Source organism: Sphingobium sp. B11D3A (assembly GCF_025961695.1).
GTDB lineage: Bacteria > Pseudomonadota > Alphaproteobacteria > Sphingomonadales > Sphingomonadaceae > Sphingobium.
Window position 1 is genome coordinate 3,270,488 of record NZ_JAOQOE010000001.1, and the last position, 22,013, is coordinate 3,292,500.

Annotated in this window: 18 protein-coding genes; 13 read left to right on the forward strand and 5 right to left on the reverse strand. The window is 66.4% G+C overall.

All coding sequences use genetic code 11. The annotated features are described in order from the left end of the window. The first annotated feature begins 70 nt into the window (after positions 1 to 70). The 6 genes from M2332_RS15220 to ligA all read left to right on the forward strand — a co-directional run bounded on the left by M2332_RS15220 (position 71) and on the right by ligA (position 6,497). Positions 71 to 490 (forward strand): hypothetical protein, encoded by a 420-nt coding sequence (locus tag M2332_RS15220; RefSeq protein ID WP_264574714.1) that lies wholly within the window; start codon positions 71 to 73, stop codon positions 488 to 490. Between the two features lie 336 nt (positions 491 to 826). Then, positions 827 to 1,126 (forward strand): hypothetical protein, encoded by a 300-nt coding sequence (locus tag M2332_RS15225; protein ID WP_181561347.1) that lies wholly within the window; start codon positions 827 to 829, stop codon positions 1,124 to 1,126. 342 nt (positions 1,127 to 1,468) lie between these two features. Beyond that, on the forward strand, positions 1,469 to 2,254 hold the full coding sequence (locus M2332_RS15230; protein WP_181559017.1) for an outer membrane protein assembly factor BamD: 786 nt from the start codon (positions 1,469 to 1,471) through the stop codon (positions 2,252 to 2,254). Positions 2,255 to 2,326: 72 nt separating this feature from the next. After that, positions 2,327 to 3,991 carry a DNA repair protein RecN gene (gene recN, locus M2332_RS15235; RefSeq protein ID WP_264574715.1) on the forward strand — a complete coding sequence of 555 codons (1,665 nt, stop codon included), beginning with the start codon at positions 2,327 to 2,329 and terminating at the stop codon, positions 3,989 to 3,991. Continuing rightward, the gene (locus tag M2332_RS15240; protein WP_264574716.1) at positions 3,991 to 4,299 is read left to right on the forward strand and encodes a hypothetical protein; all 309 of its coding nucleotides are present in this window, start codon (positions 3,991 to 3,993) and stop codon (positions 4,297 to 4,299) included. Before recN ends, M2332_RS15240 begins: the two co-directional genes overlap by 1 nt. Beyond that, positions 4,296 to 6,497 carry an NAD-dependent DNA ligase LigA gene (ligA, locus tag M2332_RS15245; protein ID WP_264574717.1) on the forward strand — a complete coding sequence of 734 codons (2,202 nt, stop codon included), beginning with the start codon at positions 4,296 to 4,298 and terminating at the stop codon, positions 6,495 to 6,497. The genes M2332_RS15240 and ligA overlap by 4 nt, the downstream gene beginning before the upstream one ends. A gap of 12 nt (positions 6,498 to 6,509) precedes the next feature. On the opposite strand, the gene M2332_RS15250 is transcribed toward ligA, so the two are convergent. The 3 genes from M2332_RS15250 to M2332_RS15260 all read right to left on the reverse strand — a co-directional run bounded on the left by M2332_RS15250 (position 6,510) and on the right by M2332_RS15260 (position 9,893). Then, the gene (locus M2332_RS15250; RefSeq protein WP_264574718.1) at positions 6,510 to 7,373 is read right to left on the reverse strand and encodes a dienelactone hydrolase family protein; all 864 of its coding nucleotides are present in this window, start codon (positions 7,371 to 7,373) and stop codon (positions 6,510 to 6,512) included. Positions 7,374 to 7,447: 74 nt separating this feature from the next. Then, positions 7,448 to 8,461, reverse strand: coding sequence for a 50S ribosomal protein L11 methyltransferase (locus tag M2332_RS15255; protein ID WP_264574719.1), 1,014 nt, complete (start codon positions 8,459 to 8,461; stop codon positions 7,448 to 7,450). A gap of 73 nt (positions 8,462 to 8,534) precedes the next feature. Further along, complete coding sequence (locus M2332_RS15260) at positions 8,535 to 9,893, reverse strand: methyl-accepting chemotaxis protein (protein ID WP_264574720.1); 1,359 nt, start codon at positions 9,891 to 9,893, stop codon at positions 8,535 to 8,537. Between the two features lie 240 nt (positions 9,894 to 10,133). Here M2332_RS15260 and sdhC point away from each other — a divergent pair, with 240 nt between their 5' ends. Genes sdhC through sdhA form a run of 3 tightly spaced genes read left to right on the forward strand, consistent with a single transcriptional unit; the run spans position 10,134 to position 12,774 of the window. Continuing rightward, entirely contained in the window at positions 10,134 to 10,568 is a 435-nt protein-coding gene (gene sdhC / locus M2332_RS15265) for a succinate dehydrogenase, cytochrome b556 subunit (protein WP_264574721.1), read from the forward strand. Next, positions 10,568 to 10,957 carry a succinate dehydrogenase, hydrophobic membrane anchor protein gene (gene sdhD / locus M2332_RS15270; RefSeq protein WP_181559024.1) on the forward strand — a complete coding sequence of 130 codons (390 nt, stop codon included), beginning with the start codon at positions 10,568 to 10,570 and terminating at the stop codon, positions 10,955 to 10,957. Before sdhC ends, sdhD begins: the two co-directional genes overlap by 1 nt. A gap of 2 nt (positions 10,958 to 10,959) precedes the next feature. Next, positions 10,960 to 12,774, forward strand: a complete 1,815-nt coding sequence (gene sdhA, locus M2332_RS15275) for a succinate dehydrogenase flavoprotein subunit (protein WP_181559025.1) — start codon at positions 10,960 to 10,962, stop codon at positions 12,772 to 12,774. 163 nt (positions 12,775 to 12,937) lie between these two features. Here the strand turns inward: sdhA and M2332_RS15280 are convergent, their stop codons facing one another. Further along, the gene (locus tag M2332_RS15280; protein WP_181561349.1) at positions 12,938 to 13,099 is read right to left on the reverse strand and encodes a YdcH family protein; all 162 of its coding nucleotides are present in this window, start codon (positions 13,097 to 13,099) and stop codon (positions 12,938 to 12,940) included. A gap of 225 nt (positions 13,100 to 13,324) precedes the next feature. Here M2332_RS15280 and M2332_RS15285 point away from each other — a divergent pair, with 225 nt between their 5' ends. From M2332_RS15285 to M2332_RS15300, 4 genes are all read left to right on the forward strand, one after another. Continuing rightward, complete coding sequence (locus M2332_RS15285) at positions 13,325 to 13,570, forward strand: YdcH family protein (RefSeq protein WP_264574722.1); 246 nt, start codon at positions 13,325 to 13,327, stop codon at positions 13,568 to 13,570. A 120-nt stretch (positions 13,571 to 13,690) separates the two neighbouring features. Beyond that, a complete protein-coding gene (locus M2332_RS15290; protein WP_264574723.1) occupies positions 13,691 to 14,155 on the forward strand; it encodes a DUF1465 family protein in 465 nt (154 codons plus the stop codon). Positions 14,156 to 14,293: 138 nt separating this feature from the next. Beyond that, the gene (locus M2332_RS15295) at positions 14,294 to 16,366 is read left to right on the forward strand and encodes an autotransporter assembly complex protein TamA (RefSeq protein ID WP_264574724.1); all 2,073 of its coding nucleotides are present in this window, start codon (positions 14,294 to 14,296) and stop codon (positions 16,364 to 16,366) included. After that, a complete protein-coding gene (locus M2332_RS15300; protein WP_264574725.1) occupies positions 16,366 to 20,565 on the forward strand; it encodes a translocation/assembly module TamB domain-containing protein in 4,200 nt (1,399 codons plus the stop codon). The genes M2332_RS15295 and M2332_RS15300 overlap by 1 nt, the downstream gene beginning before the upstream one ends. On the opposite strand, the gene M2332_RS15305 is transcribed toward M2332_RS15300, so the two are convergent. Beyond that, positions 20,559 to 21,932 (reverse strand): MATE family efflux transporter, encoded by a 1,374-nt coding sequence (locus M2332_RS15305; protein ID WP_264574726.1) that lies wholly within the window; start codon positions 21,930 to 21,932, stop codon positions 20,559 to 20,561. The two genes, M2332_RS15300 and M2332_RS15305, sit on opposite strands and share 7 nt — an antisense overlap. Positions 21,933 to 22,013 lie beyond the last annotated feature (81 nt).

Consider the following 22,013-nt stretch of genomic DNA (forward strand, 5'->3'; position numbering starts at 1 on the left):
TTGAGGCAGGGATAGGCGAGGAGACACGGGTTCAGTGTGAACCCCGCGAATATCCCAGGGACGGATCGTGATGTTCGATACAGCCAATAAGCCGCGCCCACCGGGCGTGGACGACGATGCGCGCGCTTGTCTGCCGGATGACCCGGTGATCGAGCGGGCGCGGCGTTTGCAGGCCCTCATGGGCCAGCGCAGTGCCCTCTTTCCAGAGCCGGTGATGGCCGATGACGCCATGGCGGCCATGCTGACGCTGTTCCTTGCCCAGAGCGAGGGGCGGACGGTCTCCCGGGCATCGTTGAACGGCGCGCAGGATCTGCGCAGCGATCCGCAAGACGAGGTGGTTGCAGCGCTAATCAAGGCAGGTCTGGTCCGCGCCGGGTCGGCGGGAGAGGGCGGGCCTGCTGTCGGCGAAGGCGATGCGATCACCCTGACCCCGATGGGATCGGCGCGAATGCGCAATTATCTCGGCGACCATCGCGGTATTGGACAATGAGTGGTCAACCCGACCACCTCACGGGTCTTATTCCCGCCGCTCGGCCCGGTCTTCCCGGTCAGTGAGCGCGGCTGGTGACGATAGGCTCCTCACTGTCTGGTGGTTACGGGACATGCGCCGGCAGAGACGGTGGTCTATCCGCCGCCTCTTCTCACAGCGGCGGCGCATCTTTCGCGCGCGGGGTGTTTCCCGCGCGGCGAGGGTAGTCCGATGCCGAATCGAAAGTTTTTTGACGTGCCCAATATCGTGCAACGCGACGCCGCAGCCCGGTCGGACGCGCCGGCTGATCCTCGCTCCGCGGAAGCTTCGAGCGTTCTGCGGGCCAAGGCCGGCCGCATGCACATGCTCGGCCGTCTGCGCAGCAAGCATTTCTACACGCCCGTCATGGCCGATCGCGCCATGGACGTGATGCTCTCTCTTTTCGTCGGTGAACTGCAGTCCAGTCCGGTGAGCGACACGGCCCTGGCCGTGGGCAACATGCTCAGCCCGGCTGAGGCCGCTGCAGTGATCGATAAACTGGTCCAAGCGGGGCTGGCCGTCGTTGCGGGTGAAGAACCCGAGCGGCGGACGGTCGGGCTAACGCCCCTCGGGTCCGCGAGGATGCGGAGTTATGTCAGCGACCACCCGGACGTCTGACAGCTTCGCAGGTCGACGACCGGCCTGAACCGTGTGCCGCCATCCCCCACGCTGGCGTGCGCATTCCCCGGTTCGGGTCGGGCGTCGACCGTTTTCTGCTCCGCAAGGTGCAGGCCGCGTCGCCGCTTCCCACCTCCCACACAGAGAGCGGCGGCGCGGTTTGCGGGCAGTGCGCTCGCATGGGAAAAGAGGGGCAGGCGCCCATTCAGCCGCTCTCGTTCAGCGCCGGTTCAACGGGCCGGTCCTTGTTTCGCGCGCCATGCATCATCTGTCTTCTGCCCGTGGCGCAAAGCGCTCATCATTCGCTTGGCGCGGTCCGGTTGCTCGGTTAAGAGGCTGCGCATGACCGTTACACCGCTGCGTCGTGGCCGGCTGATTGCCGCCAGCCTGATCTCACTCGCCTTGCTGGCCGGCTGCGCGCGCAGTTCGAACCGCGTTGATACGCGCTATGTCGCGCGCGACGTCAGCACGCTGTATCTGGCGGGCCAGCAGCGGCTCGACAATGGTCGCTTTGCCGAGGCTGCCGTGCTGTTCGATGAGGTTGAGCGCCAGCATCCTTATTCGCCCTGGGCCCGCCGCGCGCAGCTGATGAGCTCGTTCAGCTATTATGCCGCGCGCAATTATCGCCAGTCGATCCAGTCGGCCCAGCGCTTCCTTTCGATCCATCCGGGCAACCGCGACGCGGCCTATGCCTATTATCTGATCGCCTTATGCTATTATGAGCAGATTAGCGATGTGACGCGCGACCAGAAGCTGACGCTTCAGGCCCGCGATGCGCTGAACGAGCTGGTCCGCCGCTACCCCGATTCGCGCTACGCGTCGGACGCCCGGCTCAAGCTCGATCTGGTGAACGACCATCTCGCCGGCAAGGAAATGGAAGTCGGCCGCTTCTACCAGCGCCGCCGCGAGTGGATCGCCGCCGCGATGCGCTTCCGGCAGGTCGTCGACAATTACCAGCAAACCAGCCACACGGCAGAGGCGCTGCACCGTCTGGTCGAGAGCTATCTGGCGCTCGGCATGCCGGAAGAAGCCAAGCGCGCCGCTGCGGTGCTGCAGACCAACTATCCCGATTCGGACTGGTATCAGCGCTCCTACCGCCTGATGACGCAGCACGCTCCGAGCGCCTGATATCTTTCCGGCGCGTTGCGCTGGCGAAGGCGGGTGACAGCATGAGGGCAATGGATTAGCTCTGCACCGCATATGCTGACCGGCCTCTCGATCCGTAACATCGTGCTCATCGAGGCGCTCGATCTCGTGTTCGAGCGAGGGCTGACCGTGCTCACCGGCGAAACCGGCGCGGGCAAGTCGATCCTGCTCGATGCGCTGGGCTTGGCGCTGGGGATGCGGGCCGATAGCGGCCTCGTGCGCGCCGGTGCCGATCAGGCCAGCGTGACCGCGACATTCGATCCGCCGGCGCCCGGTTCGGCCCTGGCCATCCTGCTGGCCGAAAGCGACGTTGCTCAGGAACCGGGCGAGCCGCTGCTGATCCGCCGCACGCTCAAGGCCGATGGCGGCAGCCGCGCCTTCATCAACGATCAGCCCTGCTCGGCGGCGCTGCTGCGCGATGTCGGCGGCTATCTTGTCGAGATTCACGGCCAGCATGACGAGCGCGGCCTCATCAACCCGCGCGGGCATATGGACCTGCTCGATGCCTTTGGCGGACTGGATGCCGTAGCGGTACGCACCGCACACGGCGTCTGGCAGGCTGCGCAGGCGCGGCTCACCGAGGCCCGCGAGACGCTGGAGAGCGCCGCTCGTGAACGCGATTATCTCGCCCATGCTGTGGCCGAACTGACAGCCTTCGCGCCCGAACCGGGTGAAGAGGAGACGCTCGCCACCGAACGCGCTGACATGCAGAAGGGCGCGCGCCTCACCGAAGACATGGCCGCGCTCGACGATTTGCTCGGCGGATCGGACGGCGCCCTCGCCAAGCTTCGACAGGCAGCGCGACGGCTGGACCGGATCGGCGAGGAGCATGAGTTGCTGACGCAGGCGCTCGCCGCCTTCGATCGCGCCGTGATCGAGGCCAGCGAAGCGGAGGAGCATCTCGCGCGGGCTGGCGAGGCGCTGTCCGTCGATCCCGCACGGCTGGACGCGATCGAGACCCGCCTGTTCGATCTGCGGGCCTTGGCGCGCAAGCATCAGGTCGCGGCCGACGATTTGGCCGATCTGGCGGCGCGGATGAGCGATCAGCTCGCGCGGATCGATGCGGGCGAGGCGGGGTTGGCCGATCTTGAACGGGATGTCGCGGCCGCGCGGCAGGCATATGAAGCCGCGGCGCAGGCGCTCAGCGATGGCCGCCGGGAGGCCGCTGCCCGACTGGACGCGGCGGTCGCCGGCGAACTGGCCCCGCTCAAGCTGGATGCCGCGCGCTTCCGCACCGATGTCGAGCCGCTGCCGGAAGGGCAGTGGCGCGCGTCCGGCAAGGATCGGGTCGAGTTCATGATTTCCACCAACCCCGGTGCGCCCTTCGCCCCGCTCACCAAGATCGCCTCGGGCGGCGAATTGTCGCGCTTCATCCTGTCCCTCAAGGTCGCGCTCGCCGCGCAGGGCAGTGCCGGCACGATGATCTTCGACGAGATCGACCGGGGCGTCGGCGGTGCCGTGGCCGGCGCCATCGGCGAGCGGCTGGCACGGCTCTCCGGTGGCGGGCAGGTGATCGTCGTTACTCACTCCCCGCAGGTGGCCGCACGCGGCGCAGCGCATCTGCTCATCGCCAAATCCTCGCAAGGCACCATCACCCGCACCGGCGTCCATCCGCTCGACGATGCCGAACGCCGCGAGGAAATCGCCCGCATGCTCTCCGGCGCCGAGATCACCAACGAAGCGCGCGCACAGGCCGAGCGGCTGCTGGAGGGGGTGTGATGGGCTTTCAGAAATTAAACAGGGTGGTGCTGTTTGATCTGGGGCTCATGTTCTTCGGCAGCGTGATGTTTCTCGTGTCGCTGCTCGGAATGCTGGCTTTGCTACTCCTCATGCATATCGGTATTGTAGAGGCAGAAGGCCTGCACTGGTTGCCAGGCGCCGTTCTGATCGGCATGCTAAGCATAAGCATTTGGAACTTGAAGGCTTCTATTAGTCTTATCAATCAGCCGCTGCTTGGAACTGCCCAATGGATCGTTGCTCGTTCGATTCTCGCCTGCTCGCCGTTACTAGTTCTACTTCTTAAATGACCGACCCCCACACACTCACCGAAGCTGAGGCCGCGAACCGCCTCATGCGGCTCGCGAAGGAGATCGCGCGGCATAACGGGCTCTATCACGCCAATGACGCGCCCGAGATCAGCGATGCCGCTTTCGACGCGCTGGTGCGCGAGAATAACGCGTTGGAGGCGGCCTTCCCGCAGCTGATCCGGGCGGACAGCCCCAATCGGCAGGTGGGCGCTTCGGTGGCGACGTCTGCGCTCGCCAAAGTGCGCCACGAGAAGCGCATGATGAGCCTCGACAATGCCTTTGCGGACGAGGATGTGGCGGAATTCGTTGCGCGCGTGCGGCGGTATCTGGCGCTCGGTGAGGACGAGCCGGTCTTGATGACGGCGGAGGACAAGATCGACGGCCTGTCGCTCTCCATCCGCTATGAGGACCGCAAGCTCGTCCGTGCGGCGACGCGCGGCGATGGCGAGGTGGGCGAGGATGTCACGCCCAATGTTGCGCATATCGGCGATATCCCTCAGACCCTGCCCGCTGAGGCACCGGCCATCCTCGAGGTGCGCGGCGAGGTCTATATGGAAAAGTCCGCCTTCACCGCGCTCAATGCGCGGCTGATGGACGAGGCGCGCGCGACGGCCGAGGCGCGGGGCGAGGCATTCGACCCCGAGGGCGTGCGGCAGTTCGCCAATCCGCGCAATGCCGCTGCCGGATCGCTGCGCCAGAAGGATGCCAGCGTCACCGCCAGCCGCCCGCTGCGGTTTCTCGCGCATGGCTGGGGCGTGGTGAGCGATGACGGCCTGCCGGCGGATACGCAATATGGCGTGATGAAAGCGCTGGAAGGCTGTGGCATTCCGGTGTCCCGGCATCTGGTGCTGTGCGATGGCAGCGCGGCGATGCTGGCGCATTATCGCGCCATCCAGCAACAGCGCGCGGACCTGAATTACGATATTGACGGCGTGGTCTACAAGGTGGATCGGCTGGATTGGCAGGCGCGGCTCGGCTTCGTTGCCAAGGCGCCGCGCTGGGCGATTGCGCATAAATTCCCCGCCGAACAGGCCGAGACAACGCTGGAAGCCATCGACATTCAGGTCGGCCGCACCGGTAAGCTGACGCCGGTGGGGCGGCTCAAGCCGGTGACGGTCGGCGGGGTGGTGGTCCAGAACGTCACGCTGCACAATCGCGACGAGATCGCGCGGCTGGGCGTGCGGCCCGGCGACCGGATTCTCGTCCAGCGCGCTGGCGATGTGATCCCGCAGGTCGTCGACAATCTGACCCGTGACGCGGAGCGGGCGCCGTACATCTTCCCCGATCATTGCCCGGAATGCGGCAGCGAGGCGGTGGCGGAGGAAGGCGAGGTCGATGTGCGCTGCACGGCGGGCCTCATCTGCCCGGCCCAACGCATCGAGCGGCTCAACCACTTCGTCAGTCGCGGTGCGATGGATATCGATGGCTTGGGCGACAAGACCATTCGCGAGTTCTTCGCGCTCGGCTGGCTGGAGCATGGCCCGGCGGACATCTTCCGGCTCAGGCAGCATCGCGCCGATCTGCTGGGCCGCGAGGGCTGGAAGGAGAAGTCGGTCGACAATCTCCTCAAGGCCATCGAGGACCGGCGCGCGCCCGATGCCGCGCGGCTTCTGTTCGGCCTCGGCATTCGCCATGTCGGCGCGGTAACAGCGCGCGATCTGATGAAGGCATTCGCGACCTTGCCGGCACTGCAAGCGTGGTCGATGCTTGCCAATGCCGACCGGCTTCCGTTCGCATCGAGCGAAGTCGAGATGCTGATGCGCGAACGGGTCTCGACGTCGCTCGACCCGAACGGGGACGTTGTCCAACAGGCCAAGGCCACGCTCACCGCGATCGAAGGCATCGGCGGCGCCGTTGTTGAGGCGCTGGGCGACTTCTTCCATGAGGAACATAATGTCGCGGCGTGGGACGACCTGCTCTCGCAGGTTTCGCCGCCTCCTTATGTGGTGGATGTGAAGGCCAGCGCCGTCTCGGGCAAGACCATCGTCTTCACCGGCAAGCTGGAGACGATGAGCCGCGATGAAGCCAAGGCGCAGGCCGAGGCGCTGGGCGCCCGATCGGCCGGATCGGTCAGCGCGTCGACCGATCTGGTGGTGGCCGGGCCGGGCGCCGGCTCCAAGCTCAAGAAAGCCGCCGACCTCGGGATCGAGGTGATCGACGAGGCCGCCTGGGCCGAGATCGTGCGGAGCGCCGGCTAGGGCGCCTCCGCGTCAGGCCAGCGCCGTGCGGTACATGGCGAGCAACGCCGCCCAGGCCTTTTCCGCCGCGTCATGGTTATAGGCCTGGCTGCCGGGCACGCACCAGCCATGGTCGGCGGGGTAGACCTCGACCGTGGCGGTCTTGCCCGCCGCATCGAACGCCTTGCGCAGGATCGTCTTGGATTCCGGCTCCTTGGCATCGTCATTCTGCGCCACCGCGACGAGATAGGCGGCATCGGTCTTGGGGATGAGCAGATGCGGACTGCTCGGCTGGTCGGTGGTGAGGCCTCCGCCATGGAAGCTGCCGACCGCGCCGATCCGTGCCGAAGCCACAGCGGCGGTGCGGAAGGAGAGCGGCCCGCCCATGCAATAGCCCTGCACGCCCGCCTTGCGGCCCTTGTCGACCTGCGGCTGCGCGTCGAGGAAGCCGAGATAGGCCGCCGCGTCATGATCGACCGCGGCATCGCTCATCGCGGCGCGATAGCCGAACAGGATCTTGCGCGACTCAGGGTTGCTGAAGTCGAACGTCCCGTCGATCACCGGCGCGACGGCATTGCGGTAGAAGGGGTTGGGCACGAGCACGACATAACCCTCGGCCGCCAGGCGCCGTCCCATCTCGCGGAACACCGGGCGCAGGCCCATGATGTCCGGCCACATCAGCACGGCGGGCCAGGGGCCTGTGCCGGCGGGGTGGAAGAGGGCGGCATCGGCAGAACCGTCGGGCGTTTTGATGGTCACATTCTTCTCAGTGACGTTGGCGACGGCCTGCGCGGTCGCCGCCCCGGCCAGACCGACGGCCGCACCGGTGGCCATGAACATGCGCCGGGTGACGCTCCAATCCTCGACCAGGCCCTGATGGATGTCATTGTCGCACATGCCGAATCTCTCCCTCGCAGCGTCAGGCGGGGATGGTCGGTCGGCGCGGGCGCCCTGTCAATGCGCAGCCGGTGTTACCAGCTGCCGAAGCCGGGCGCGGCGCCATGATCGCCCGTGCGCCAGCGCGTCGGGCGGCGCCAGCCGAAGCGATGGCGCTTGCGCAGCACGAGCGTGGGCCAATCGCCATGATCGAACCGCCAGATCAGCACCATGCCCTGCGCGCGATAGGCCGCCTGCACGCGGCCGGCCTGGCTGCCCAGCAGGCCTGCCAGCATCAGCGTGCCGCCCTCGGCGACCTGTGCTGAGAGGCTTGGCGCCAACTCGATCAACGGCCCGGCGAGAATATTGGCGATGAGCAGATCATAAGGCGCAAGGCCTTGAATGAGCGGATGCTCGACCCCCGGCGCGGCGACCAACCGCAGCGCCCCCGCGCCGGCCCCGAGCGGAACGCCGTTCAAATCGGCATTTTCGGCCGAAACGTCCACCGCGACTGGGTCGATGTCCGAGGCCAGCACATGAGCGCGGGGCCACAAGCGGTTGGCGGCGAATGCAAGCAGGCCGGTGCCGGTGCCGATGTCCGCAATATTGCCATAGCGCATACCCCGCGCCTTGAGGTCGGCCAGCGCCAGCAGGCAGCCGCGTGTCGTCTCATGCTGGCCGGTGCCGAAGGCGCGGCTGGCGGGGATGAGAAAATCGATGCGGTCGGCGCGCGGGTTCTCCGCACTGTCGTGGCGGACATGGAACGGCCCGGCGGTCATCGGCTCCAGCCCGGCCTGGCTCTGCGTCACCCAGTCGGTGTCCGGCAATTGCGCGAGCGTGTAGGGGGTGGCCGCACCCTCGGGCATCAGCGCCGCAATGGCATCGATGGTGGCACGCGTCGGCTTGGTTTCGAAGATGATGTCGAGCTGCCAGGCATCGGGCTGGCTTTCGTCCGGCTCGCTGGCCAGAATCGCGGGCGGCGAGGGCCAGTCGATGAACAGCGGCTCGGCCTCAAGCTCGAACCGCTCGGCGACCGCGCGCGTGCAGGAAAAGGTCATCTGCCAGGGCGTCGCGGGCGCGGCGCTGGACGTGGAGGAACGCTGTGTCATGCCCTCTCTCTAGCCGATTTGGAGGGCAAAGGGAGAGAGAATGGACCGGGTCGCCCCGACCGAAGCGGATTTGTCAGACGGCGCGGCGGATTGGTGGATAAGCGGGCTGCGGCTCTGCCTGGGCGTCGGTCGCCGGTGCCATGGAGACCACGAAATTGGCCGAGCGCGTGCGCAGGGCGCCGAGCAGGTTGCGGACTTCGGTGAAGCCGCTTTCCAGCTCGTCGATCTCGGATGCGACGATCTCCGTATCCTGCCGGATCGCCGAAATGTTCGATGACATGGAGTCGGCGGCAAGGGCCGTTTCGTCCACAGCGGCGGTAATCATGGTCACGGTCTGCGATTGCGCGTCCATCGCGGTGCGGATGCGCATGCCCATGGTCTGCACGTTCAGCACGGTCTCGCGGATGCGCTCGTTGGTTTCGACCGTATGCCGCGTTGCGTTCTGGATGGCGGCGATCTTCTGCGCGATGTCGTCGGTGGCGTGGGCGGTCTGGCTTGCGAGCGACTTCACTTCCTGCGCGACGACGGCAAAGCCGCGTCCCGCATCGCCGGCGCGCGCGGCCTCGATGGTCGCGTTGAGGGCAAGGAGATTGGTCTGCCCGGCAATATCACGGATCAGGCCAAGGATCGATTCGATGGACTGGGCGTGATCGCTCAGCGCCGTCGAGACGTTCACGGCCTCGCCGGCCTGCTCGGAGGCCAGGGCGGCGACTTCCGCCGCCTGGTCAACTTCGGTGCGGGCTTCCTCGATGGCGCGGATCAGGCCGGAGCTGGTGTGCGCGGCCTCGCGCATGGCGATGGCCGATTGTTCGGCGGCGGCAGCGACTTCGGAGGCCTTGTCGAGCATCCCGCGCGTGGCGTTCGAGGATTCGCGGGCCTGTTCGCGCAGGCGCTCGCCCAGTTGCGCGGCCAGATCGATCTGCGTGTTCAGCAATTCGGAGAATTTGTCGCGCTGGCGCTGGCGCTCGATCCGGTCCTGCTCGCGGATCGTGTCGGCGTAAAAGGCGCAGCACACTTCCGCTTGCACCAGCGAGATGAACCGCATGGCGGCCAACAGTTCCGAGCGCTCGTCGCGATCGGCCACGAGCTCCGTCAGGATATCACGGACCTTGTCGACCACGCGGTTGATGATGACGATCTGGGTACGGATGGAGACATCGCGCGCCAGCATCTTCATCACGCCGGTGCGCGCCATCTCCGTCCATTCTTCCCCGGCGAAATCGCTGAGCAATGTCCGATGGAAGGTTCTTGCGCCCTGCCGCGTGGCTTCCAGCTCAGCCGGGCCGACCGCCGCAAGGTCGATGCATGGGAGGTACACCGCCATGGCGGTGTCGCCCAGTTCGTCGATGCGGTCTCCGAGATAAGCCAGGATTTGACGCGCCCGCCCCGGCAATGTCGCTTGGGGGTCGAACTCCTGCAGCCGTTCAGCCATTGAAATCGTGTCGCTTTTTCCTGCGATCATGGCCTCGGTGCCCCTTTTGTCCTGCCATTTGCCGGGTCGTATGGGGTGGCGTGATATCGGCCTTTCGTTAATCGAGGGCTAACATCCTCTGTTTTCCATGTTCACCGGAACCTCAGTCTGCACATTGGTGACATGGCGCCAGCGAGCGTTTGCAGTGCAGCAGCTTTGCGCTAAAGGGGCGCATTCTTTCACGAACAGGACTGCTCGATCATGGCGCAATCCGGGCGAAGGCCGCTTTCCCCGCACCTCACCATCTGGAAGTGGGGCCCGCATATGCTTCTTTCCATCCTCCACCGCGTGACGGGGGATGGCATGGCGATTCTGGGCGGCCTCGGCCTGACCTGGTGGCTGTATGCAGCGGCGAGCGGACCGGCGGCCTATGCGAACTTCCAATATTATGTCTGGCAAGCGGATGCGGGCGATCTGGCTGGCCTGATCGCCAATGTGATCGCGCGCATCGTGCTGATCAGCCTGACTTGGGCGTTCTTCCAGCACATGCTCTCGGGCCTGCGCCATCTGGTGATGGACATGGGTGCGGGCTTTGAGCTGACGGCGAACAAGCGGTGGTCGAAGGTCATTCTCGCCGCCTCGGCGCTGGCGACTGTGGCCTTCTGGGCGTGGATCTTCGTGGGGAGGGCATTCTGATGGGCAGCGGAACCAGACTGGGCCGCGTGCGTGGCCTCGGCTCGGCACGGAGCGGCACGCATCACTGGATCGCCCAGCGCTTCACGGCAATCGGCAATCTGCTGCTGGTGAGCTGGCTGCTGGCCAGCCTGGCGCTGCTGCCGGCGCATGACCATGCGGCCATCACCGGCTGGCTGACCCAGCCCATCGTCGCGGTGCCGATGATGCTGATGATTGTCAGCGTTTTCTATCACATCCGCCTCGGTCTTCAGGTGCTCATCGAGGATTATGTGCATGATGAGGGGCTGAAGTTCGCCACGCTCATCCTGCTGCACTTCTTCGTCATCGGCTGTGCCGCGGTCAGCCTGTTCTCTGTCGCGAAAATCGCCTTGGCCGGAGGGGCGCTCTAATCATGACGCAAGCCTACAAGATCATCGATCACACCTATGATGCGGTCGTCGTCGGCGCCGGCGGCTCGGGCCTGCGCGCCACCATGGGCATTGCCGAGAGCGGCCTCAAGACCGCCTGCATCACCAAGGTGTTCCCGACGCGCAGCCACACTGTCGCAGCGCAAGGCGGCATCGCGGCGAGCCTGGGCAATATGGGGCCGGATCACTGGACCTGGCACATGTACGATACCGTCAAGGGCTCGGACTGGCTCGGCGATCAGGACGCGATCGAATATATGGTGCGCGAGGCGCCGGCGGCGGTTTACGAGCTGGAACATGCCGGCGTGCCGTTCAGCCGCACGCAGGAAGGCAAGATCTATCAGCGCCCGTTCGGCGGCATGATGCAGAATATGGGCGAAGGCCCGCCGGCCCAGCGCACCTGCGCGGCGGCGGATCGTACCGGCCATGCCATGCTGCACGCGCTGTACCAGCAGAGCCTGAAGTACGACGCGGACTTCTTCATCGAATATTTCGCACTCGACCTCATCATGGAAGACACGCCGGACGGCCCCGTCTGCCGTGGTGTCATCGCGCTCTGCATGGACGATGGCACGATCCATCGCTTCCGCGCCCATTGCGTGGTGCTCGCCACCGGCGGCTACGGCCGCGCCTATTTCTCGGCGACCAGCGCCCACACCTGCACGGGGGACGGCGGCGCCATGGTGCTGCGCGCCGGCCTGCCCCTGCAGGATCTGGAGTTCGTCCAGTTCCACCCGACCGGCATTTACGGCGCGGGCGTGCTCATCACCGAGGGCGCGCGCGGCGAGGGCGGCTACCTCACCAACTCGGAAGGCGAGCGCTTCATGGAGCGCTATGCCCCCTCCGCCAAGGATCTCGCGAGCCGTGACGTCGTGTCGCGCTCGATGGCGATGGAAATCCGCGAGGGCCGCGGCGTCGGCGCCAACAAGGATCACATCCACCTGCACCTCGATCATATCGATCCCAAGGTGCTGGCCGAGCGCCTGCCGGGCATTACCGAGAGCGGCAAGATTTTCGCAGGCGTGGACCTGACCCGTCAGCCGCTCCCTGTGGTGCCGACCGTCCACTATAATATGGGCGGCATCCCGACCAATTATCATGGCGAGGTCGTCACCCGGAAGGGCGACAATCCCGATCATGTCGTGCCCGGCCTGTTCGCGGTGGGCGAGGCGGCTTGCGTCTCGGTGCACGGCGCCAATCGCCTGGGCTCAAACAGCCTGATCGACCTCGTGGTGTTCGGCCGGGCGACCGGCAAGCGCATTGCCGAGATCGTGAAGCCCGATACGCCGCACAAGCCGCTGCCCAAGAGCGGTGACGAGCTGGCGCTGGGTCGCCTCGATCATTTCCGCAATGCCAAGGGCGGCACGCCCACGGCGCAGATCCGCCTCGACATGCAGCGCACGATGCAGGCTCACGCCGCCGTGTTCCGCACCGAGGAGCTGATGGCGGAAGGTGTCGAAAAGCTCGGCAAGATCTACGAGGGGATGACGGACATCGGGGTCACCGATCGCTCGCTCATCTGGAACAGCGATCTCGTCGAGACGCTGGAGCTGGACAACCTCATTTCGCAAGCCAGCGTCACCATCCACGGCGCGATTGCGCGCAAGGAAAGCCGTGGCGCCCATGCGCGCGAGGATTATGCCGATCGCGACGATGCCAACTGGATGAAGCACACCCTCGGCTGGTTCGACGGCTGGGGTGGCAAGGGCGGCAGCGTGAAGCTCGATAGCCGTCCGGTGCACGACTATACGCTGACCGACGACATCGACTATATCGCGCCGAAGAAGCGCGTTTACTGATCGGGCTCCATCGCGATGGGGCGCCAACAGAGCGTCCCGCGCGATGTGGCTTCGGCAGGCGTTTTCAGCTTGGTCGTTGGGGATCGTCAGTCGTCTGACGATAGCCGGGCTGGCCAGAGCAGGGGCGGCCAGCGCCCCTACCTGGCTGTCATAGCCCTGGCGCTCAGGTCGCTGCGGAAGCGAGTGCCTGTTTGATGCGCAACTTCTCTTTCTTGAGGGTGGCGAGCCGGTAACTGTCCGGCGCAGGACGGGTAATCTCGTCCTTGATCCGGGCCTCCAGCCCGGCATGCTTGGCGTGCAGTGCGGAAACGTGGCTTGTGTCCATCATGTCCTCCTTGGCCATTGCTTCAATGGAGGTTCAGTAAATCACCAATCGCACCCGCTGTCTCTGGCAATTGCGCGAAGCTGCGATAAATCGAGACCCGTCATGCGGTGTCACGTTATTTCGTTAAACATTCTTTCTGTGGGCAGACAGAAGCTTGCGGGCGCACGAAAGAAAAGTCGCTAACCACCTTCTTTTGTTGCGCAGTTGCGCATTGCCGCGCCAAGGGTGCCCTGCCATGTAGGCGTGCCGTTCAGAACTGGGGGCGAATCGGTGTTATCGATCGAGGAAATCGAGCAGCGGCTGGAAGCCTTGCGTGTCGAGCATCGCGATCTCGACTGCGCGATTGCGGCTTTGGGTCAGCTTTCCTTGCCCGACCAGCTTCAGCTCGCCCGCCTCAAGAAGCGCAAGCTTCGCCTGCGCGACGAGATCACCATGCTGGAAAACAGCCTGATTCCCGACATTATCGCCTAACCGCCCACGGGTATAAGCGGCCGCCGGATCGACGGGAACACCCATCCAGATGGTATATTGAAGGTTAATCGACCTGACGTTCCGCCCGGCTTGTGGCAGCACAGGCTCATGAACGACTCGATGCCCCCGCACGTGCTTGACCGTCAGCTTGTCGACGCCCTGTATGTCGATGCCATGGTGCTGGCTGATGAGGCGCGCTCCTATTTCGATGATCGCGCCGAGGAGCATCGTCAGGCGCTGGGTCACATCGGCTGGGTCGATTTCTCCTGCGAATCGATCAAGGTGACGACGCGGCTGATGCACGTCATCGCGTGGCTGCTCACGCAGCGCGCGATCTTCAATGGCGAGATGCGCGAATCTGTGCGGGAGGAGGAGCGCTATCGGCTTGGCCCGGCCGCCCTCACGCCGCTCGATGTCTCGTGCCAGTTCAACGAAGAGATGCGCGCGCTCATCGCCAGCTCCGAGGAGCTCTATGCGCGAGTGGCCCGCCTCGAGCGCCAGTTCCTGGCCCGCAGGTCCCGCTTGTCGGCGATGCCGATCAATCCGGCGCATGTTCTGCTGACGCGGCTTGAACGGGCCTTCTGAGCCGTCCGGCCGGACAGCCCGCCGCAAAACGGTGCGTCACGCGCGAATGCTGCTTGCAGTCCTGCGACAAGCTCATAGACAGGCCTGATGCTGCGGCGATCGCGTTTGGGCAGGTGTTCCCGTGCAGGTGGGACTTTCATGGCGATCCTGCTGGCGGCGCAGGGCGCGCTGACGTGCGACCGCGCGCTGGCGCAAACGTCGCCCGGTCAAGCCACCCCAGCGCCCGACGCCGCGCAGGACGCGCTCGATCTCGATGACATGCCCGACATCGGCCTCGACTGGCCTGACCTCGACCAGCCGGGGGAAACTCTGGCAGTGGAGGGCAGTGACGCCGGAGGAGAGGCCGAGCCCGCGCTGGCTGCCGGGCAGGGAACGGCAACGCCCGCACCGCAAGCGCCCGCCGGCACTGAGCCTGACCCCCTAGGCGGCACGGCGGGCGAAGCGGCAGCCCTTGCTGCGCTCGATCCCACGCAGCCGCTGCGTTATCAGCTCAATCTTGAAGGGCTGGGCGATGCCGCCGACACCATGTTCTACAGTCGGTTCGATGCGCTCTCTGCGCTGCGGGCGGGGGAAGGCGACCGTGCGAGCATCGCGCAGATCCGGCGTCGGGCGCAGACCGATGAGGAACTGCTCGAAGATCTGCTGCGCACCCGGGGCTATTATGAGGGCCGGAGCCGTGCGCGCTTTGGCGTCAGTGGAGCAAGCGACCCCTATGTCCGCGTCGCGCTGCGCGCCGTCCCCGGCCAGCGCTTCGCCCTGAACGCGGTGGAGGTGTTCGGGCTGGACGGGACGATGGCGGACGGCAAGCCGTTGCGCTCGCTCTTTCCTGTGAAGGTAGGAGACCCTGCCGACACCGATACCATATTGGCCGCGACAAGCGCGCTGCGTGTCAGCCTTGAGGAAGGTGGTTATCCGTTTGCGCAGGTGCGCGAACCGGTGCTCACTGTCGACCATCAGCAGCGTCAGGCCCTGCTCAGCCTCAACGCCGATACCGGTGACTTTCTTCGCTTCGGCTCGATCCGTGTAAACGACGGCGCGCCGTTCGATGCGCGGCACGTGGCCGTCATCAGCCGCTTTTCTCCGGGCGACCCGTTCAAGCAAAGTGAACTCACCGATCTCAACCGGGCCATCGTCGCGACCGGGCTGGTCTCCCAGCTTACCATCACGCCCGAAGCGCGGCCTGACCGCGAGGCGGTGGACATCGTCGTGAACATGACACGCGCGCCGCCACGGACAATCGCCGGGGAAATCGGCTATGGCACGGGCGAAGGCGCGCGCGTGGAAGTGCGCTGGCAGCACCGCAATCTGGTCCCGCCGGAAGGGGCGGTGACGCTACGCGGCGTGATCGGTACGCAGGAACAGAGCGCGTCCGCGATCTTCCGGCGCAACAATCTGTGGCAGCGCGATCAGGCTCTCAATGGCGAGCTCAGCATCGCCAATGTCGATCAGCCGGCTTATGACGCGCTGACCGCCGGCATCGCCGCGAGCCTGGAAAAGCACACCAACCTGATTTTCCAGAAGGAATGGACCTGGTCCGCCGGCCTTGAGCTGCGTGTCAGCGACGAGCGGCGCCTATATGAGGGGTCGCCCGATCCGGTGCGGCGCCGCTATCTCATTCTCGCCCTGCCCACCAGCCTGACTCATGATGGCAGCGACGATCTGCTCGATCCGCGCAAGGGCTTCCGCCTCGGCGGGCGCCTGTCTCCCGAACTGTCCCTGCAGGATGGCGCCTTCGGCTATGTCCGCGCGCAGATTGATGGCAGCACCTATATTCCGGTCGGCGAGCGACTGACCATCGCCGGGCGCGCGCGTCTGGGCACCATCGTCGGCGCGTCGGCCGACCGCATTGCGCCGACGCGGCGCTTTTATGCCGGCGGCGGCGCCTCGGTGCGTGGCTATGCCTATCAGGCCATCGGCCCGCGCGACCTCAATAACGATCCGGTGGGCGGGCGCAGCCTCGGCGAAATCTCGCTGGAAGCGCGCTATCGTTTCGGCAGTCTCAACCAGTTCGGCATCGTGCCGTTCATAGATGCCGGCACGATCTCGCCCGATCCCCTACCGACCATCCGCGAGATGCGCGTCGGCGCGGGCCTCGGCTTTCGCTATTACAGCAACTTCGGGCCGATCCGGATCGATGTCGGCACCCCGCTCAATCCGCAACCGGGTGACTCGCGCATCGGCGTCTATGTGTCGCTGGGACAGGCCTTCTGATGGCCGCGCAAGACGAGCCCCTGCCGGAGGGTGCGTCGGAGCAGGCGCCGCCGCCGCCCCGCCGCAAGCGCTCGCTGCTGCGCTCGGGGTTCAGCCTCTCGGTCATTTTGCTCATCGTGGCGCTGGTGGTGGCGCTCTGGGGTGGGGTGCGCTGGCTGGATAGCGAAGGCGGCCATCGCTTCATCATCCGCAAGATCGCGCAGTGGGAGGCGACCTCCGGCCTGCGCATCACCGTGGGCGCCATTGAGGGGCGCGTCTTCAACGACATGGTGCTGCGCGATGTGCGCTTTTTCGATACGCAAGGGCAGTTCGCCAGGGTCGATCGCGCCGATGTGAGCTGGTATCCGCTCGGCTGGCTCTCCAACCGGCTCGATCTTGATCGGCTGCATATCCATTCGGCCGACCTTTCCCGCCGGCCCGCGCTCAAGCCCTCGACCTCGCCCAAGCAGCCGCTGCTGCCGGGGTTCGACATTCGGCTGGCGGACCTGCGGGTGGACAGGCTGGGCATCGGCCCGGCGGTGTTGGGCGAGGCGCACGTGGTCCGCGCAATTGGCAATGCCGACGTGCGCTCCGGTCGCGCGGTCATCGACCTGCTGGCCACCGCGCCGCGCACGGGCGATGTGCTGCGTGTGGCGCTGGACAGCCGGCCCGATGATGGCCGGTTCGATCTTGACGCGATTGTGGTCGGGCCACAGGGCGGCGTGATCGCGGGCACGCTGGATGCGCAGCAACCGGTGTCGCTTCGCGTCCATGGCGATGGCGACTGGCGCCGTTGGAAGGGCCGGCTGACGGCGCTGACCGCCAACCGCCTCACCGCGAACGTCGCACTGACCGCAGTGGAGGGCCGCTATCAGGCGAAGGGGCCGCTGGCGTTGCTTGGCCCACTCGAACCGCTGACCGTGCTGGGAAGCCAGCAGGCGCAGATCGAGACGGACGTGCGGTTCGACAACCGGCTGCTCTCCGGCACCGCCTCACTTGCGATGCCGGCCGCAAAGCTGGCCGCCAATGGCGGCGTGGATTTCGGCCGCAATCGATTTGATGAGCTGCGCGTTTCGGCGGTGGTCGCACGGCCCGGCCAATTGGCGAAGGGCGTCGCGGGCCAGTCCGTCAATCTGCGCGCCCGGCTGTCCGGTGCATTCGATGCCATGGAGGTGGGGTATCTGCTGACCTCTGCCGAGCTGCGGCAGGGCGGGTTGGCGCTTCGCAATATCCGTCTGGAAGGCGAGGGCCGGCTGAACGGCCCGCGCGGACGCTTCCCCATCCGGCTGACGGCGCAGGCACTGACTGTCGGCCAGCGCGCTGTGGACGAGCGGCTGCGCAATCTCGTCGTTCAGAGCGTGCTACTGAAGAATGGCGATGATCTGCGCATGGATCGCTCGGACGTGCGGGCGAGCGGTTTTCGCGGGCAGATCGAGGGGCAAGGCAATCTCGGCTCTGGGAGCTACCTCGCGAGTTTTCGCGGCGGTCTGAATGGACTGGAGATTGCCGGCCTGGGTCGGCTCGATCTCGATGCCGTGCTGCGGCTGGCCCGACCGCCGCAAGGGCAGAGCAGCTTTTCCGGCACCGTCCGCGCGACGATGCGGCGGCTCGACAATGGCTTCCTGCGTGGCCTTGGGGACGGGTTGCCGGTCATCACCAGCCAAGTCGGGCTGGCGCCGGGCGGCGGCATCGCGTTGCGCGATCTGCGGCTGGTGGCGCCCGCGCTCACCCTTGTCGGCCAAGGGCGGATCGACGGCGCTGGCCAGCTCGATCTGCGCGGGCAGGGCGAGCATCGCAATTATGGTCCCCTGCAACTGGCGCTCGCCGGCAAGCCGGATCGCCCCCGGGTGGACATCACCCTCGCGCGCCCGCTGCCGGCAGTCGGCCTCGCCAATGTCCACGCGCTGCTGACCCCTGACGATCAGGGCTATGCCGTGACGGTCGAGGGCGGCTCGATGTTTGGCACCTTCGCCGCGACCGGCGCCATCCTGCTGCCGCGCGGTGGCGCCGCGACCATCTCGGTGGCGGATCTGGGCGTGAGCGGCGTCACGGTGCGGGGCGATCTCGTGCCCGTCGATGGCGGCTTGCAGGGCGCCCTGTCGCTTTCCGGTCCCGCCGAGGGCGCGGTGACGCTGGGGATGGTCGATGGCGTGCAGCGCATCGGCTTCGATGTCGATCTGAGCGGGGCCAACTTCACAGGCTCGCCGGGCATCGTCATCAATCGTGGCTCGCTGGAGGGCGAAGCGCTGCTCCGTCCTGGCGCGGTGACGATCAACGCCAATGCGCAGGGTCGCGGCGTACGCGTCGGCGGCGTGCGGATCGGGCGGTTCGCCGGCGCGCTGAAGCTCGTCAATGGCGAGGGAACGGCCACCGTCTCCATGAATGCGCGGACGGGGCGCAGCTTCGATCTGCAGGCGCGGGCCGGCATCGCGCCGAACCGGATCAGCATCGATCTGGATGGCTCGCTGGATGAATCGGCGATCCGGCTCGACCGAACGGCAGTGCTCAGCCGGGAAGAGGATGGCTGGCGTCTGGCGCCGGCGACCGTGCGAATGCAACGCGGCGCCCTGCGCCTGTCCGGCTTTATCGGCGGGACGCGCACCGAGATGGACGCCAAAATGCAGGCCGTGCCGCTGCTGCTGCTCGATCTCGCCAATGACGATCTGGGATTGGGTGGCACCATGGACGGCACGGCGCATTATGTCGCGCCGGTCGACGGGCCGCCGACCGGCAAGCTCAATTTGCGCGTCAAGGGTCTCACCCGCTCCGGCCTGGCGCTCAGCTCAGCGCCCATCGATATGGGGCTTAATGCCGAGCTGGATACACGCCGGCTGGCAGCTCGTGCGGTGGTGGCGCGTGGCGGCAAGGTGGTCGGTCGCGCGCAGGCACTGGTGACGCCGCTTGGCAGCGGGTCGCTGAGTCAGCGTTTGTTCCGGTCGCCCTTGCAGGCCCAGTTCCGCTATGCCGGCGATGCCGACACGCTCTGGCGGCTCACCAATGTCGAGATCGTTTCGCTGGGTGGCGATCTTCGCCTGTCCGCCAGTGCCGGCGGCACCTTGTCCGATCCGCGCATTGAAGGGACGCTCTCCACGCGCAATGGCCGCATCACCAGCCCGGTGACCGGCATGGTGATCCGCGATGTGCAGGCGAGCGGTCGGTTCAACGGATCCCAACTGTCGATTCCAGACCTTCAGGGCCGGGCCGGCAGCGGCAAGGTTACCGGTACGGCCGTGTTCGATCTCTCCGCCGAGCGCGGCATCGGCATGGATATCGCGCTGCAGGCAGATCGCGCAGTGCTGATGGACCGAGACGATGTCGGCGCGACGGTGACCGGCCCCGTACGCATCGTCTCCTCCGGCAGCGGGGGCACGATTTCGGGCAATCTGGAGGCCGTCTCCAGCCGGTTTACGCTCGGGCGCGCCAGTTCGTCGACGGAAATTCCGCGTCTGCGTCTGGTGGAGATCAACCGCTCGGGCGATCAGGTGGAGCGGTCGCGGGCGGACGCGCCCTGGCGGCTCGACATCACCGCCAAGGCGCCGCGCGGGCTCATCGTTGAGGGGCTGGGGATGCAGAGCGAATGGTCGGCCGATCTCAAGATCGGCGGGCTGGCGACCGCGCCCGCCTTCTCCGGCGTGGCGACGCTCACGCGCGGAACCTATGATTTCGCGGGGCGCCGGTTCGACCTGCAGGAGGGGCGCCTGACCTTTACCGGCAGCACGCCGGTCAATCCGCGCCTCGATATCCGCGCGGTCGCGGACGTGCAGGATCTGAGCGCGACGATCAACGTCACCGGCACCAGCATGCGGCCGATCATCGCCTTCTCCAGCATTCCGGCGATGGCGCAGGATGAACTGCTCTCCCGCCTGCTGTTCGGCACCTCGATCGCCAACCTCTCGGCGCCTGAGGCGCTGCAGCTTGCCTCGGCCGTGGCGGCATTCCAGGGCGGGGGTGGCGGTCTTGACCCGATCAACGCCGTCCGCCGCGCGACCGGCCTCTCGCGGCTGCGCGTGCTGGCGGCCGATACCACCACGGGACGGCAAACCTCGATCGCGGCCGGCAAGAATATCGGCGAGCATCTCTATGTCGAGCTGATTACGGACGGGCAGGGCTATAGCGCCACCAGCATCGAATATCAGATCACCCGCTGGCTGGCCTTGATCTCCACCGTGTCGACCATCGGCCGGCAGAGCGCGGCGGCGCGAATTTCCAAGGATTATTGAGCCGGGGTCGGCGGCGTCAGTCGGCGGCGCCAGCTTCCGTGGCGGAACCAGTAGAGGCAGAGCAAGGCAGCCGCGACATTGGCGATCGGATAGCTCCACCACACGCCCGCAATGCCCCAGGGGGTGGCATAGGCGATCAGATAGGCGGCCGGCATCTGGAACCCCCATTGCATGATGATCGAGATGATCATGGAGTGGCTCGGGCTGCCCGCGCCCCGGAACGCGCCGAGCAAGGCTTGCGGCACGGTCAACACGCCGAGGAAGGGGAAGTAGACATAGGCGAAGGTCGAGGCGAGGGCGATCACATCCGGTTCGCCCGGCGCCAGTGTCGCCATGATCGCCGGCACGAACGGCAGGTTCATGAGGCCGATCAGCGTCATCCCGCAAAAGCCGAGCCAGGCCGAGAGGCGCGCAGCCTGCTCCGCGCGGTCGGTGAGACCGGCGCCGATATTCTGGCCGACCACGGCGGCGGTCGCGATGGAGAGGCCGAGCATCGGCGTGAACCAGAAGAATAGCGGCCGCGTCCCCACGCCATAAGCAGCGAGGCCGAGCGTGCCGAAGCTGGCGGCCAGCGCCATGAGCAGCACCGAGCTGAAGGTGCGGATCGCCTGCTCGATGGAGGCAGGCAGGCCAAGGCCAAGCGCCAGGCGGATATGCGACCAGTCTGGCCGGAAATGGCGAGTTCGCACATGCAGGACGGATCGGCCCGAGAGCATGTGGTGGAGCAACACCAGAAGCGCGCCGATCTGCACGATCACCGTCGCCAGCGCGGCCCCGGCAATACCCAGCGCAGGAAACGGCCCGATGCCGAAAATCAGCAGCGGATCGATCAGTGCATTGGCGATGACGCTGCCGATCTGCACGCGCATGGCAAAGCGCACCTCGCCGGCGGCCTGCAACATGGCCTGCATGGCCATGAAGCCGAACATCGGCACCATGCCGATGAAGCGGATGTGCAGATAATCTGTCGCCCGCGCATGGATTGCCGGCTCCACGCCAATGAGGGTGAGCACGGCTGACGCCGAGAAGGCGCCCGCGAGCGTGAAGGCCAGCGCGACGATGCCGACCATCAGCAGGGTCTGCGCCGCGACATGATCGAGCGCTTCCATCCGCCGCGCGCCCATATTCTGCGCGATCAGCACCGCCCCGGCAGTCGACAGGCCGGAACCCAGGCCGATCAGCACGAAGAACAGCGGCCCGCTGGCGGTCACAGCGGCAATCGCGGCCTCGCCGAGCCGGCCGACCCAGAAGGCGTTGACGATATCGAAGCTGGCCTGGGCGAGATTGGTGACGGTGATCGGCCAGGCCACGCGCAGCAGCACCGTGAGCAGCCGCCCTTCCGTCATCGAGACGCTTCTGCCGCCCATTGTCGCGCGATCCTCCCCCAGCTTCGCTCAGGCCTAGAGAGCGGCCCTGCGGATGACAAGCGACGATGATTGGCGCGCCCT